This is a genomic window from Stenotrophomonas sp. STEN033 (genome assembly GCF_056856655.1).
In genome coordinates, this window is the sequence record NZ_JBXFWM010000056.1 from 14998 (window position 1) to 29841 (window position 14844).

Annotated in this window: 16 protein-coding genes and 1 tRNA gene; all 17 read right to left on the bottom strand. The window is 63.2% G+C overall.

Annotated elements, in window-relative coordinates:
- Entirely contained in the window at nt 1-306 is a 306-nt protein-coding gene (gene nuoK, locus AC1VXC_RS16150; protein WP_054656949.1) for an NADH-quinone oxidoreductase subunit NuoK, read from the bottom strand.
- The gene (locus tag AC1VXC_RS16155) at nt 303-956 is read right to left on the bottom strand and encodes an NADH-quinone oxidoreductase subunit J (RefSeq protein ID WP_313173601.1); all 654 of its coding nucleotides are present in this window, start codon (nt 954-956) and stop codon (nt 303-305) included. The genes nuoK and AC1VXC_RS16155 overlap by 4 nt, the downstream gene beginning before the upstream one ends.
- A gap of 9 nt (nt 957-965) precedes the next feature.
- Nucleotides 966-1454: an NADH-quinone oxidoreductase subunit NuoI gene (gene nuoI, locus AC1VXC_RS16160; protein WP_057626697.1), complete on the bottom strand. Its 489-nt coding sequence runs from the start codon at nt 1452-1454 to the stop codon at nt 966-968.
- Between the two features lie 3 nt (nt 1455-1457).
- On the bottom strand, nt 1458-2552 hold the full coding sequence (nuoH, locus tag AC1VXC_RS16165; protein WP_481539117.1) for an NADH-quinone oxidoreductase subunit NuoH: 1095 nt from the start codon (nt 2550-2552) through the stop codon (nt 1458-1460).
- Nucleotides 2549-4783, bottom strand: coding sequence for an NADH-quinone oxidoreductase subunit NuoG (nuoG, locus tag AC1VXC_RS16170; RefSeq protein ID WP_481539118.1), 2235 nt, complete (start codon nt 4781-4783; stop codon nt 2549-2551). Before nuoG ends, nuoH begins: the two co-directional genes overlap by 4 nt.
- On the bottom strand, nt 4780-6117 hold the full coding sequence (gene nuoF / locus AC1VXC_RS16175; protein ID WP_313173598.1) for an NADH-quinone oxidoreductase subunit NuoF: 1338 nt from the start codon (nt 6115-6117) through the stop codon (nt 4780-4782). Before nuoF ends, nuoG begins: the two co-directional genes overlap by 4 nt.
- A gap of 3 nt (nt 6118-6120) precedes the next feature.
- Nucleotides 6121-6648, bottom strand: a complete 528-nt coding sequence (gene nuoE / locus AC1VXC_RS16180; RefSeq protein WP_313173597.1) for an NADH-quinone oxidoreductase subunit NuoE — start codon at nt 6646-6648, stop codon at nt 6121-6123.
- A gap of 91 nt (nt 6649-6739) precedes the next feature.
- On the bottom strand, nt 6740-7969 hold the full coding sequence (locus AC1VXC_RS16185) for an NADH-quinone oxidoreductase subunit D (protein ID WP_481539121.1): 1230 nt from the start codon (nt 7967-7969) through the stop codon (nt 6740-6742).
- An 89-nt stretch (nt 7970-8058) separates the two neighbouring features.
- Nucleotides 8059-8811, bottom strand: a complete 753-nt coding sequence (locus AC1VXC_RS16190) for an NADH-quinone oxidoreductase subunit C (RefSeq protein WP_481539119.1) — start codon at nt 8809-8811, stop codon at nt 8059-8061.
- Nucleotides 8812-8843: 32 nt separating this feature from the next.
- Complete coding sequence (locus tag AC1VXC_RS16195) at nt 8844-9398, bottom strand: NuoB/complex I 20 kDa subunit family protein (protein WP_017354657.1); 555 nt, start codon at nt 9396-9398, stop codon at nt 8844-8846.
- Nucleotides 9389-9745, bottom strand: a complete 357-nt coding sequence (locus AC1VXC_RS16200; RefSeq protein ID WP_057626704.1) for an NADH-quinone oxidoreductase subunit A — start codon at nt 9743-9745, stop codon at nt 9389-9391. Before AC1VXC_RS16200 ends, AC1VXC_RS16195 begins: the two co-directional genes overlap by 10 nt.
- Before the next feature lie 112 nt (nt 9746-9857).
- Nucleotides 9858-9942: transfer RNA gene (locus AC1VXC_RS16205), tRNA-Leu, on the bottom strand.
- A gap of 48 nt (nt 9943-9990) precedes the next feature.
- Nucleotides 9991-10437, bottom strand: a complete 447-nt coding sequence (gene secG / locus AC1VXC_RS16210; protein WP_313173595.1) for a preprotein translocase subunit SecG — start codon at nt 10435-10437, stop codon at nt 9991-9993.
- Nucleotides 10438-10464: 27 nt separating this feature from the next.
- Nucleotides 10465-11220: a triose-phosphate isomerase gene (gene tpiA / locus AC1VXC_RS16215; RefSeq protein ID WP_481528881.1), complete on the bottom strand. Its 756-nt coding sequence runs from the start codon at nt 11218-11220 to the stop codon at nt 10465-10467.
- Between the two features lie 162 nt (nt 11221-11382).
- Nucleotides 11383-12321: an isopenicillin N synthase family dioxygenase gene (locus tag AC1VXC_RS16220; protein ID WP_481528882.1), complete on the bottom strand. Its 939-nt coding sequence runs from the start codon at nt 12319-12321 to the stop codon at nt 11383-11385.
- Nucleotides 12322-12394: 73 nt separating this feature from the next.
- Nucleotides 12395-13753 carry a phosphoglucosamine mutase gene (glmM, locus tag AC1VXC_RS16225; RefSeq protein WP_313173592.1) on the bottom strand — a complete coding sequence of 453 codons (1359 nt, stop codon included), beginning with the start codon at nt 13751-13753 and terminating at the stop codon, nt 12395-12397.
- Nucleotides 13753-14634 (bottom strand): acetyl-CoA carboxylase, carboxyltransferase subunit beta, encoded by an 882-nt coding sequence (gene accD / locus AC1VXC_RS16230; RefSeq protein WP_313173591.1) that lies wholly within the window; start codon nt 14632-14634, stop codon nt 13753-13755. Before accD ends, glmM begins: the two co-directional genes overlap by 1 nt.
- Between the last annotated feature and the right edge of the window lie 210 nt (nt 14635-14844).

A 14844-nucleotide genomic window follows, 5' to 3' on the forward strand; every position in this document is an offset into this window, starting at 1 on the left:
TCAGCCCTTCAGCGAATCGACTTCGCCCACGTTGATGGTGTGGCGAGTACGGAACAAGGTCACCAGGATCGCGAGGCCGATTGCAGCTTCGGCTGCGGCCACGGTCAGGATGAAGAACACGAACAGCTGACCGGCGGTGTCGCCGAGCTCACGCGAGAAGGCGATGAAGTTGATGTTCACCGACAGCAGCATCAGTTCGATCGACATCAACAGCACGATGATGTTCTTCCGGTTGAGGAAGATGCCGGCAACGCTGATGCAGAACATCACCGCACCGAGTGCGAGCATATGGCCCAGGGAAATCATGGCTTGGCCTCCTCGCCACCGTCATGTTGCGTATCGACCTGCACCACCGGCTTTTCGGCGGCCATCTTGACCATGCGCAGGCGATCTTTTGCCTTGGTCATGGTCTGTGCGGTCGGGTTCTGCGTCTTCAGGCCCTGGCGACGGCGCAGGGTCAGCATCACGGCTGCCACCACGGCCACGGTCAGGATCACGGCAGCAAACTCGAACGGCAGCAGGTATTCGGTGAACAGGCTGCGTGCCAGCCAGGTGATGTTCGACGTATCGGCAGCCACCGCCGCGGCGTTGTCCACCGGGAACGGTGCGGTGCGCGCCTTGACCCCGATCAGGGTCAGCATCTGCACCAGCATCACCACCGCGACCACCAGGCCGACCGGCAGGTAACGCACCCAGCCTTCACGCAGGTTGGTGGTGTCGATGTCCAACATCATCACCACGAACAGGAACAACACCATCACCGCGCCGACGTACACCAGCACCAGGGTGACGCCAAGGAACTCCGCCCCCACCAGCAGCCAGACGCAGGCGATGGAGAAGAACGTCAGGATCAAGCACAGCACGGCGTATACCGGGTTGCGCACACTGATCACCGCTGCCGCGGAAATGCCGGCAATGATGGAGAAGAACCAGAAACAAATATTTACCCAATCCATCTCAAGACCTCAGCGGAAGGCGGCGTCGGCGGCGCGGCGCTCGGCGATTTCGGCTTCAAGCCGGTCGCCCAGTGCCAGCAGCTGCGGCTTGGTGATGATGTTCTCGCCACGCTTCTCGAAGTGGTACTCGAGAATGTGGGTCTCGACGATCGAGTCCACCGGGCAGCTTTCTTCGCAGAAGCCGCAGAAGATGCACTTGAACAGATCGATCTCGTAACGCGTGGTACGGCGGGTGCCGTCTTCGCGCTTGGCCGAGTCGATGGTGATGGCCAGTGCCGGGCACACCGCTTCGCACAGCTTGCAGGCGATGCAGCGCTCTTCACCGTTGGGGTAACGGCGCAGGGCGTGCAGGCCACGGAAGCGCGGCGACTGCGGGAACTTCTCCATCGGGTACATCACGGTGTACTTGGGCTTGAACGCGTACTTCAGCGTCAGCCACAGGCCACCGAGCAACTCGAGCAGCAACAGACTTTTGAAATAGTGGGTGATCTTATTCATGAATCAAACGCCCTTCTGGATCACGCCGTAGAACACCATCAGTGCCGTCACCGCGATCCAGAAAATGGTCAGCGGGATGAACACCTTCCAGCCCAGACGCATGATCTGGTCATAGCGGAAGCGCGGGAAGCTGGCACGGAACCAGATGTACGCACTGGCGAAGAACAGCACCTTCAGCAGCAGCCACGGCCAGCCGCCGGTCCAGATCCAGTTGATCCACGGCGAGATGTCTGCCGTGATCCAACCCTGGAGCGGGCTCAACCAGCCACCGAGGAAGAAGATCGAGATCAGGAAGCTGACCAGGATCATGTTGGCGTACTCAGCCAGGAAGAACAGTGCGAACGCACCGCCGGAGTACTCCACCATGTGGCCTGCCACGATTTCCGACTCGCCTTCGACCACGTCGAACGGCGCGCGGTTGGTTTCGGCAACGCCGGACACCCAGTACACGACGAACAGCGGCAGCAGCGGCAGCAGGAACCAGTCGAACAGACCCGAATTACCCTTCTGCGCCAGCACGATGTCGGTCAGGTTCAGGCTGCCGGCGGCGATCATCACGCCGACCAGAGCGAAGCCCATTGCGATTTCGTAGCTGACCACCTGTGCGGCCGAACGCATCGCACCGAGGAAGGCGTACTTGGAGTTGGATGCCCAACCGGCCAGGATTACGCCGTACACGCCCAGCGAGGTCATCGCCAGCAGGTACAGCAGGCCGACGTTGGCGTTGGACAGCACCAGCTTGTAGTCGAACGGAACCACGGCCCACGCCGCGAACGACGGTGCCAGCACGATCAGCGGCGCGATGATGTACATCGCCTTGTGGGCGCTGGCCGGCGCGATGATTTCCTTGAACAACAGCTTGGTGACGTCGGCGAAGGCCTGCAGCAGGCCACCAAGACCGACGTACATCGGCCCGTGGCGGACGTGCATCCAGCCGATCAGCTTGCGCTCCCACAACACGTAGAAGGCAACCGAGATGATGATCGGCATGGCGATCACCAGGATCTTCAGCACCGTCCACAGCACGATGCCGATATCGCCCAGGGCCAGAAACCACTGGTGCAGCGGATCGACCGCGTTCAACAGCAACTCGTTCATGCAGCCACCACCGTTACACGTGCGGCACCCAGCGGCGCGGTTGCGCCGTGGCCCGATTCAATCCACACCGTGCCGGCGGCGACGCGAGCGTCAACCACCACCGACAAGGTGGCGCGGCCGGCGTCGGTGCCGACCTTGGCCATCTGGCCTTCGGTCAGCTGCAGACGCGCGGCGTCATCGGCGTTGAGCACGATGCGCGGATCATTGTTGAGCGGATGCGACTGCAGCGCCTGCGCGCGACGCACGACGGCGTCGGTGCGGTAGATCGCCGGGGTCGAAGCCACTTCGAAGCCCTCGCCTGCCGGCTGCGGCTGTGCCGAAGCGGACACCTTGACGGTCACCGGCTGCAGGCTGGCACGCAGGCCGGCCAGATCGGTGAAGCCGAAACCGGCCAGCTGCAGGTCACCACCGAGGGCACGCAGCACGCGCCAGCCCTCGCGGGCCTCGCCTTGCAGCTTGCCACCGGCACGGGCGACCTGGTTGCGGCCGTCCAGATTGGTCAGCGTTGCGTCGATTTCCGGCAGCGCGCCGATCGGCAGGATCACATCGGCCACATCGCGGGTCGAGGTGCAGGCGAAGTGGCTGAACGCCACAACCTTGGCACCGGCCAGCGCCTTGCGGGCAGCGGCGGTATCGGCGAAGTCCAGGCCCGGCTCGATGCCATACAGGGCATAGGCCTTGCGCGGCTGCGCCAGCATTGCATTGACGTCCTTGCCGGCCGGCAGCACGCCAGCTTGGGCCAGGCCCACGGCATTGGCACCCTGCGGGATGCGGCACAGCTTGGCGCCGGTGGCAGCGGCAAATGCGCTGGCAGCCGAACGGATCGCAGCAGCCTGCGGATGATTCTCGGCAATCGCACCGACGATGATGACGGTGTTGCTGCCGGCCTTCACTGCATCGACCAGCTGCGCGTTGCCCAGCGCTTCGACGAAGCGCGACGGGGCGACGATCTGCTTGCCGGCCAGCTTGAACGCGAAGTCGAAATCGACCGGGTTGACCGCGTGGATCTTTGCGCCGTTCTTGGTCTGCGCCTTGCGCAGACGGGCGTGCAGCAGCGGCAGTTCGTGGCGGATATTGCTACCCAGCAGCACGATCTGGTCGGCATTCTCGATTTCCGCCAGCGTCATGCCAAAGGCTTCGGCCACCGGAGCGTCGGAGAAATCGCGGTTGTTGATGCGGTGGTCGATGTTGTTCGAACCCAGGCCGGCGGCAAGGCGGGCCAGCAATGCGCCCTCCTCGTTCGACGTCGCCGGGTGCACCAGCACGCCGAGGTCGTCGCCACGGTTGGCTTCGAAGATCTCGCGGGCAGCGGCCAGACCTTCGGCCCAGCTCACTTCCTTCCACTCGCCATTGACCTTCTGCAGCGGCTTTACCGCGCGGTCAGCCGAGTACAGGCCCTGGTGCGAATAACGGTCACGGTCCGACAGCCAGCACTCGTTGACCAGCTCGTTGTCACGCGGCACAGCGCGCAGCACTTCGCCACGGCGTACGTGCAGGAACAGGTTGGAACCCATCGCGTCGTGGTAACCCAGCGACTCGCGTGCGGTCAGTTCCCACGGGCGCGCCTTGAACTGGAACACCTTGTTGGTCAGCGCACCGACCGGGCACACGTCGATGACGTTGCCGGACAGCTCGGTGGTCAGCGGCTTGCCGTCATAGGTGCCGATCTGCAGGTTTTCACCGCGCGACATGCCACCCAGCTCGTAGGTGCCAGCGACTTCAGCGGTGAAGCGCACGCAGCGGGTGCACTGGATGCAGCGGGTCATCTCGGTGGCGACCAGCGGCCCCATGTCCTCGTCGACCACAACGCGCTTGCGCTCGTTGAAGCGGCTGACCGAGCGGCCGTAGCCCAGCGACACGTCCTGCAGCTCGCACTCGCCGCCCTGATCGCAGATCGGGCAGTCCAGCGGGTGGTTGATGAGCAGGAACTCCATCACCGAACGCTGGTACTTGAGCGCCTTCTCGTTGCGGGTCTGGATCTTCATGCCATCCATGACCGGGGTGGCACAGGCCGGCGACGGCTTGGGCGACTTTTCAACGTCGACCAGGCACATGCGGCAGTTGGCGGCGATCGGCAGCTTCTCGTGGTAGCAGAAGCGCGGAATCGGAATGCCGGCCTTGTCGGCGGCCTGGATGATCATCGAACCCTTGGGTACGACCAGGGTCTGGCCATCAATATCGATGGTGACGTGATCCGGCGGTACGTTGGGATTTACCGGTTGCGCGCTCATGCGGCAGCAGCCTCCACCTTCTTGCCGTCAACCATCGAATGACCGTTGACGATGTAGTACTCGAATTCGTTCCAGAACTGGCGCAGGAAGCCTTGGATCGGCCACGCTGCCGCCTCACCGAACGCACAGATGGTGTGGCCTTCGATCTGGCCGGCCACCGTCTTCAGCTGATGCAGGTCTTCCATCGTGGCCTGGCCGGCAACGATGCGCTCCAGCACGCGGTGCATCCAGCCGGTGCCCTCACGGCACGGGGTGCACTGGCCACAGGATTCCTTGTGGAAGAACTGGCTGATGCGACAGGCGAACTTGACGCAGCAGACGCTGTCATCCAGCACCACGATGGCCCCCGAACCCAGGCCCGAGCCCAGTGCGCGGATGGTGTCGTAGTCCATCGGCAGGCCCTTGAGCTGCTCGGCGGTCAGCACCGGCATCGACACGCCGCCCGGAATCGCCGCCTTCAGCGTACGGCCCGGACGCAGACCACCGGCCATCGCCAGCAGGTCATCAAAGGTGGTGCCCAACGGCACTTCGAAATTGCCGCCCTTGGTCACGCAACCGGAGACCGAGAAGCACTTCGGGCCACCGTTGTTGGTCAGGCTCAGGTTCTTGAACCATTCCGGGCCGTTGCGGATGATCGCCGGCACCGAACCATAGGTTTCGGTGTTGTTGATCGTCGACGGCTTGCCGTACAGGCCGAAGTTGGCCGGGAACGGCGGCTTGTAACGCGGCTGGCCCTTCTTGCCTTCCAGCGACTCCATCAATGCGGTTTCTTCGCCGCAGATGTAGGCGCCAGCGCCGAGTGCGCCATAAATGTCGATGTCTACGCCGCTGCCCAGCACGTTCTTGCCCAGCCAGCCGTGCTTGTAGGCATCGGCCAGGGCCTGCTCGAAATGCTCGAACGGCTCGTGGTGGAACTCACCACGCAGGTAGTTGTAGCCCACGGTCGAACCGGTGGCGTAGCAGGCGATCGCCATGCCTTCCACCACCGAGTGCGGGTTGTAGCGCAGGATGTCGCGGTCCTTGCAGGTACCTGGCTCGGATTCATCCGAGTTGCACAGGATGTACTTCTGCACATCGCCCTTGGGCATGAAGGACCACTTCAGGCCGGTCGGGAAGCCCGCGCCGCCGCGGCCGCGCAGGCCGGACTGCTTGACCATCTCGATGACGTCGGCCGGCGCGATCTTCTCTTCGATTATCTTGCGCAGCGCGGCGTAGCCACCGGTCTTCAGATAGCTTTCGTACGACCACGGGGTGTCGTAGTGCAGCGTGGTGTAAACCACGTTGTGCGGAAGCGGCGCCGGTCCGACCGGGCCCTTGGATTCGTGGTGTGCCATGCCTTACTCCAGCCCGTCCAGCAGCGCGTCGACCTGGTCCAGCGTCAGGCGCTCGTGGTAATGACCGTTGATGACCATCATCGGTGCGCCCGCGCAGCCAGCCAGGCACTCTTCCTCTTTCTTGAGGTAGACGCGGCCGTCTGCAGTCGATTCACCGTGCTTGATGCCCAGCTTCTTCTCGCAGTGGCGGACGATGTCGTCGGCGCCGTTGAGCCAGCAGCTGATGTTGGTGCAGATGGCGACGTTGTTGCGGCCCACCTTCTCGGTCTCGAACATCGAGTAGAAGGTGGCAACCTCGTAGGCCCACACGAACGGCAGGTCCAGGTACTTGGCAACAGCGGCGATCAGCTCGTCGCTCAGCCAGCCCTGGTTCTGCTCCTGCGCGGCATGCAGACCCTGCAGCACCGCCGAACGCTTGCGCTCCGGCGGGAACTTGGTCAGCCAGTGATCGATGTGAGCGCGTGTCTTGTCGCTCAACACCACCATCGGGTCGACGTCGCGCGCCGCCTCGTAATTACCCGTCGCCTTCATCGGCCGACCTCAACGAATACCAAATTCTGAAAAACCGATGCCTGCGGCAGCAGGGCTGCGCAGGCAACGGGCGATGTGTGGCTCGCCGGCATTACCGGTCAACCTCACCGAACACCAGGTCGTAGGTACCGATCATCGCCACCACGTCGGCCAGCATGTGGCCGCGCACGACCGAATCGATCGACGACAGGTGGGCGAAGCCCGGTGCGCGCAGGTGCGCGCGGAACGGCTTGTTGGCACCGTCGGACACCAGGTAGCAACCGAACTCGCCCTTGGGCGCTTCGACCGCTGCATAGGTTTCACCAGCCGGGACGCAGTAGCCTTCACTGAACAGCTTGAAGTGATGGATCAGCGCTTCCATGTCGTCCTTCATCTCGGCGCGAGCCGGCGGGGCGACCTTGAAGTTCTTGACCATCACCGGGCCGGGGTTGGCCTTCAGCCACTGCACGCACTGCTTGATGATGCGGTTGGATTCGCGCATCTCGGCAACGCGGACCAGGTAACGGTCGTAGCAGTCACCGTTGGTACCCAGCGGCAGGTCGAAATCGACCGCGTCGTACTTGGCATACGGCTGCTTCTTGCGCAGGTCCCAGGCAATGCCCGAGCCGCGCAGCATCACGCCGGTCATGCCCCAGGCCAGCGCGTGCTCCGGGGTGATCACGCCGATGCCAACGGTACGCTGCTTCCAGATACGGTTGTCGGTCAGCAGGGTTTCGTATTCGTCGACGCGCTTGGGGAACTCATTGGTGAAGTTCTCCAGGAAGTCGAGCAGCGAGCCCTCGCGCGAGGCGTTCAGGCGCTTGAGCGCATTGCCCTTGTGCCAACGCGATTCCTTGTACTTGGGCATGGTGTCCGGCAGGTCGCGGTACACGCCGCCCGGACGGTAGTACGCCGCGTGCATGCGCGCGCCGGAGACTGCCTCATAGCAATCCATCAGCTCTTCGCGCTCACGGAAGGCGTACAGCATTGCCGCCATCGCCCCCAGATCCAGGCCGTTGGAGCCCAGCCACATCAGGTGGTTCAGGATGCGGGTGACTTCATCGAACAGGGTACGGATGTACTGCGCACGCTCCGGCACTTCGATACCCACCAGGGTTTCGATGGCGCGGACATAGGCGTGCTCGTTGCACATCATCGAGCAGTAATCCAAGCGATCCATATAACCGATCGACTGGTTGAACGGCTTGGACTCGGCCAGCTTTTCGGTCGCGCGGTGCAGCAGGCCGATATGCGGATCGGCGCGCATGATGGTTTCGCCATCCATTTCCAGGATCAGGCGCAGCACACCGTGCGCGGCCGGATGCTGCGGGCCGAAATTCATCGTGTAGTTGCGGATCTCCTGCTTCGCTTCGGCAGGATTGCTCGCAAAGGCCTGCGAGGCCTGGTGGAATTCCCTCTTTACGTCCGCACTCACTTGCTTGCCTCCGTCTGCGCGCGCTCGCCTTCAGCGGTCTGGAAACGGGCATCGTCGCGGATAACACGCGGCACGCCTACGCGCGGCTCGACCGAAGTCACCGGCTCGTAGACCACACGCTTCTTTTCTTCGTCGTAACGCACTTCGACGTTGCCGATCAGCGGGAAATCCTTGCGGAAAGGATGGCCCACGAAACCGTAGTCGGTCAGGATGCGACGCAGGTCCGGGTGACCTTCGAAGATCACGCCGTACAGGTCGAACGCTTCGCGCTCGAACCAGTTCAGGCCCGGGTAGATATCGGTCAGCGAGGCCACCACCGGCAGCGACTCGCTCGGCGCGTAGCAGCGGATGCGCAGCAGCTGGTTGTGCTGGTAGGAACGCAGCTGGCAGACCACCGCAAAGCGCTGCTTCGGCATGGCGTCCGGCTGCGCGCCCTCGGCAGTTTCGTGACTGGGGAATTCACCCCAGGCGAAACGACCGGCGCCACTGCCTTCCACGCCACGGCTGAAGCCATGCGAGGAAACGTCCGAGGTATCCCACTCGTCGCTGCCGTAGCCGAGGTAATCGACGCCGCACAGGTCGGTGGCATGTTCGAAACCGAGTTCGTCACGCAATGCCAGAGCGGTTGCGTGCCAATCGGCAACAGCCACTTCCAGCGTTACTTCGCCGCGCGGTTCGACCACCACAACCTGCGCACCGGCAAAACGGGCGCGAAGTCTATCGATGAGAGAAGGTGCTTGCTGGGCCATGGGGGCTGGCGTGCTCTTGATTTGAAAGGGGGTCAGCGTGCGATGGTCTGGGTACGCCAGATCTTCTTCTGCAGCTGCAAGATGCCGTACACCAGCGCTTCGGCTGTCGGCGGGCAACCCGGGACATACACGTCCACTGGCACCACGCGATCACAACCGCGCACCACGGCATAGGAATAATGGTAATAACCGCCACCATTGGCGCAGCTACCCATCGAGATGACCCACTTCGGGTCCGGCATCTGGTCGTAGACCTTGCGCAGCGCCGGGGCCATCTTGTTGACCAGGGTGCCGGCCACGATCATCACGTCGGACTGACGCGGCGAGGGGCGGAACACCACACCGTAGCGGTCCAGGTCCAGACGCGCTGCACCGGCATGCATCATCTCCACCGCACAGCAGGCCAGACCGAAGGTCATGGGCCACATCGAGCCGGTACGTGCCCAGTTCAACAGCGCGTCAACGCTGGTGGTCACATAGCCCTTCTCGAGCAGGGGGTTGTCGCCTTCAGGCCGCAGAATGTCATCAACCCGCCCTTCCGGGACGGGGTTGTTCATCAGGCCGTCGAGAGTTTGGATCACTCCCATTCCAGCGCTCCCTTCTTCCACACGTAGATAAAGCCGAGGAACAGCATGCCCACGAACAGGCCCATGGTGACCAGCGAACGCGCGCCGAGCTCCATGAACACCTGGGTCCAAGGCACAATAAAGATGATTTCCAGGTCAAAGACGATGAACTGGATGGCGATGAGGTAGTAGCGCACGTCGAACTTCATGCGCGCGTTCTCGAACGCCTCGAAGCCACACTCGTAGGCGGAGAGTTTCTCGGTGTCCGGCGAACGCGGAGCGAGGAACCGACCGATCAACATCAGCGTGACGCCAATGCCGGTGGCGACGATCAGAAACAGCAGAGACGGCAAATATTCGGCCAGCACAGCGATTCTCTCTTGCCTCTGCCCGGGACACCTGCAGGTGCCAAGGCATGGGGGATGAACGGGACTTGCCACGACGGGCCGCTGCTGCAACCCGTGTACCCGCATAAAACAATGGTGCCCAAGAGGGGACTCGAACCCCTACGACTCTCGTCGCTACCACCTCAAGGTAGTGCGTCTACCAATTCCGCCACCTGGGCTTACGTCAGCACAGCTGCTTCGCAGTGCGCCGCGTATTGTAACCGTCTTCAGTCTTTCTGTGCGGGTTCAGCGGGCTTTTCTTCGCTCTTGGCGGGAATATTTTCCGCCGGAGCCGTCGCCTGCGGCACTTCACCCACCGCTGCCGCCGCCGGGGCGGCCGGAACGGACTGCAACTCACCCGCCGGTGCCGCCGGCGTCGCTGCCGGAGCAGCCGCCTCAACCGCACCCATCAGGCCAACACCCTGGTCCGCCGGACGCGAACCGTGGCTGGCATACCAGGCCATGAACAAGCTGATGCCGAAGAACACCACGGCCAGCCATTTGGTGCTCTTGGACAGGAAGTTGGACGCACCACGCGCGCCAAACACCGTGCCCGACGCGCCCGCGCCAAAACCCGAACCCGCGGCAGCACCCGAACCACGCTGCATCAGGATCAGCGCGATCATCGCGAGCGCCACCAGCACATAGACCACATTGAGGATCAACATCAGCATTTGAAATCCGTCCCGGACAATTACCCGTTAGCGACCGGCCGCTGCCCTCGCGATGGCCAGAAAATCAGCCGCCACCAGCGAAGCGCCACCTACCAGCCCGCCATCTACGTCAGGCTGTGAAAACAGCTCTGCTGCGTTGTCGGGCTTGACGCTGCCGCCATAAAGGATCGACAACGAATCCGCAATTCTAGCATCGCGCTCTGCCACTACGCCACGAATGAACGCATGCACCGCCTGCGCCTGCTCTGGCGTCGCCGTGCGACCCGTGCCAATCGCCCACACCGGCTCATAGGCCACAATGGCCTTGGCGAAGGCCTGCACCCCGGCAAGCTCCAGCACCGGCGCCAACTGGGAGGCAATCACCAACTCGGTCTGCCCTGCCTCACGCTGCTCCAGCGTCTCACCAACGCATAAGACTGGAACCAGGCCAGCATTGATGGCGGCCACGAATTTCCGCGCCACCAGCTCACTACTCTCGTGATGGTACTGGCGGCGCTCGGAATGCCCGACCAGGCCGTGGGTGGCGCCAACGTCCACCAGCATGCTGGCTGACACCTCGCCGGTATAGGCGCCCTTCTCGTTGCTGCTGACATCCTGCGAGCCAAACGCCAGCTCGGTCGCCTCGAAATCCTCGACCAGATCGCCCAGATACGGCAGCGGCGGCAGGATCACCAGACGCACCCCCGGCAACGGCAGACCGGCGGCCACCTGCCCGACCAGGTCGGTGGCGAATTGACGGCTGCCGTGCAGCTTCCAGTTACCTGCAACGATTTTTTGGCGCATTCAGGCATAACTCCCCGATGAAAAGTATCGGCAAAGGATAGCCGATATGCGGACATAAACAGGACAAACTGCAGACAACGGAAGACAAGATGCAAAAAAAAACGCCGCCGGGCCAGGGGCCGCGGCGGCGTTCATGCAACAGGCCGTAGGGCCGACCCCGCCTTACTTCAGCTTGATCTCACGCAGGCGCTCTTCCAGGAAACCGTGGGCGGTGATCGCCTGCGGGTAGCGACTCGGGTTTTCGGCAGTGATGCACGATGGCAGCACGTCGATCAGGAAATCCGGATTCGGATGCAGGAAGAACGGCACCGAGTAGCGCGGCTGGCGTGCCAGCTCACCCGGGGGATTGACCACGCGGTGAATGGTGGACGGGTACACATGGTTGGTCAGGCGCTGCAGCATGTCGCCGATGTTGACCACGATGGTGTCGGCATCCGAGGTGAACGGGACCCACTCACCTTCATGCGACTGCACTTCCAGACCAGCCGCACTGGCACCGACCAGCAAGGTGATGAAATTGATGTCGCCATGTGCGCCAGCGCGCACGTTGGGGATGTCATCGGTGGTGATCGGCGGATAGTGGATCGGGCGCAGGATCGAGTTGCCGTTGTTGGTCTTGTCTGCGAAGTAGTTCTCCGGCAGACCGATATGCAGGGCCAGCGCCGACAGCACCCGCGAGCCCAGCTGGTCCAGCTTCTGGTACAGGCCGTAGCCATGCTCCTTGAACCCCGGCACCTCGCTGGGCCACAGGTTCGGCGGCATCACTTCGCGGTACTTGGAGTCGTCGGCGATCTCGCGACCGATATGCCAGAACTCCTTCAGATCGAAGTGCTTGGAACCCTTGGCGGTTTCCACGCCGAACTGGGTATAGCCCCGCGCACCGCCACCGCCGGCGATGTGATACTGCTTCTTCACATCTTCCGGCAACGCGAAGAATGCCTTGAACACGTCATATGCGGCGTCGATTTCCGCCTGTGGTATGCCGTGGTTGCGAATGCCCGCAAAACCCCACTGACGATACGCCGCGCCCAGCTCAGCCACGAAGGCGTCACGGTCGGTATCGAAACGGGTGATGTCGAGGGTGGGAATGCGGGAACTCATACAAAACTCCAAAGAAGGGAACGGGACGCCGGCTATTGAAACCGACGTCCCGGCAACACCACTATGATCCAGCTCAAACCTGTGCCGCAGCCGAACGAACCGCAGCGGCCAGCGCCTCAAGCGTAGCGCTCATCAACCCGGCCTCATCGGCCTCGACCGTGACCCGCACCACCGGCTCGGTACCCGACGGCCGCAGGAATGCCCTGCCCCGCCCGGCCACCGCCGCCTGCGCGGCCGCCAGCGCGGCCTGTACCGGCGCACTCGCGACCACTTCGCGCGCACCCGTCTCCAGGCGCACATTGATCGTCTTCTGCGGCACCATCACCAGGCCCTGCAGTGCCTGGCGCAGACTGACGCCAGCGTCACCCAGCACTTGCAGCACCTGCAGTGCACTGACGATGGCATCGCCAGTGGTCGCCCGGTCCAGGCACAGAATATGACCGGAAGCCTCACCGCCAAGCACCCCATTGCCTTCAACCAGGGCCTGATGCACATAGCGGTCGCCGACATTGGCACGGATGAACGGGATGCCGAGACGCTCCAGCGCCTGCTCCAGCCCGTAATTGGTCATCAGCGTACCGACTACCGGACCACGCAGGCGGCCATTGGCCTGCCATGCCCTGGCCAGCACGTACAGCAAGCCGTCGCCATCCACCGCAGCACCGGTGTGATCGACCATCAACACGCGGTCGCCATCGCCATCGAAGGCAATGCCGATATCGGCGCCAACCTCGGTCACTTTGCGCGCCAGGTTGTCGATGTGCATGGAGCCAACGCCATCGTTGATGTTGATGCCATTCGGCTCGGCGCCGATCGCGGTCACGTCCGCGCCCAGCTCACGGAACAGCAGCGGCGCGACGTGGTAGGTAGCACCATGGGCGCAATCGAGCACGACCTTGAGCCCGCGCAGATAGAAATCACGCGGCACGCTGGCCTTGCAGAACTCGATGTAACGGCCGACCGCATCGCGCGCCCGCACCGCCTTGCCCAACTGCTCGGATTCCACCGTCGAAAACGGCTGGTCCATCGCCGCCTCAAGTGCCAGCTCGGTCGCGTCATCGAGCTTTTCGCCCTCGGCCGAGAAGAACTTGATGCCGTTGTCGTAGTGCGGGTTGTGCGAGGCACTGATGACGATGCCGGCATCGGCACCCAGCGTATGCGCCAGGAAGGCCACCGCAGGGGTCGGCATCGGCCCGATCAGCTGCACGTTGGCGCCTGCGGCAACCAGGCCCGCTTCCAGCGCCGACTCGAACATATAGCCGGAGATGCGCGTGTCCTTGCCGATCACCACGGTCGGCTGGGCGTCGCCACTGCGTGCAACCAGCACACGCCCCAGCGCATTGCCGACCCGCAGCACGAAATCGGCGGAAATGACGCCCTTGCCGACCCGGCCGCGGATGCCGTCGGTACCAAAATACTTGCGCGTACTCATCAGGCAGCGGCTTCTTCGTGCTGCGGCTGACGGCCGAGCATGGCCAGCAGGTCGGCCAGGCGGTCACGCATTTCGCGACGGTCGCAGATCTGGTCGATGGCACCGTGCTCGAGCAGGAACTCCGAACGCTGGAAGCCTTCCGGCAGCTTCTCGCGCACGGTCTGTTCGATCACGCGCGGGCCGGCAAAGCCGATCAGCGCCTGCGGCTCAGCGATGTTGATATCACCCAGCATCGCGAACGAGGCCGACACGCCACCGGTGGTGGGATGGGTCAGCACCGAGATGTACGGCAGACCGGCTTCGCGCAGCTTGGCCAGCGCGGCCGAGGTCTTGGCCATCTGCATCAGCGAGAACAGGCCCTCCTGCATACGCGCACCACCGGAGGCGGAGAAGCACACATAAGGAGAACCGATCTCCAGCGCGGTTTCCGCAGCCAGGGCGAAACGCTCACCGACCACCGACCCCATCGAGCCGCCCATGAAGGCGAAATCGAAGGACGACGCCACCAACGGGCGCCCCTTCAGCAGGCCGCGCATGGCCACCAGCGCATCGTACTCGCCGGTGCTCTTCTGGCTGGCCTTGATGCGCTCGACGTACTTTTTCTGGTCCTTGAACTTGAGCACATCGGTCGGCCCGAGGCGGGCGGCGATCTCGCTGGTGCTGTCCGCATCGAACAGCGCGGCCAGACGCGCGCGCGCGCGGATGGCCATGTGGTGCCCGCATTTCGGGCAGACCTCAAGGTTTTCTTCCAGCTCCGGGCGGTACAGGGCCGCGCCGCAGCTATTGCATTTTTCCCACAGCCCCTCGGGGACGCTGCGTTTTTTGGAGGGCGTGTTGTCGGTACGGATGCCGGACGGCATCAACTTGCTGAGCCAACTCATGCGGGATGACAATTCCGTTCAGGGCGGCCTTGCGGCCACGACAGGGCCCACAGTCTAGCTCACCAGTGCGACCAAGTCGCAGCACCGAATCTGGCGCAACCCCTACTGCCGCGTATGTTTAGCCCCCTGTAGTGGGCGCGCCAACACCCCCACGGGCGGTAAAGGCCGAGCACAAGGCCCACAAAGGTAGGGCCCTCAAATACCAATTAA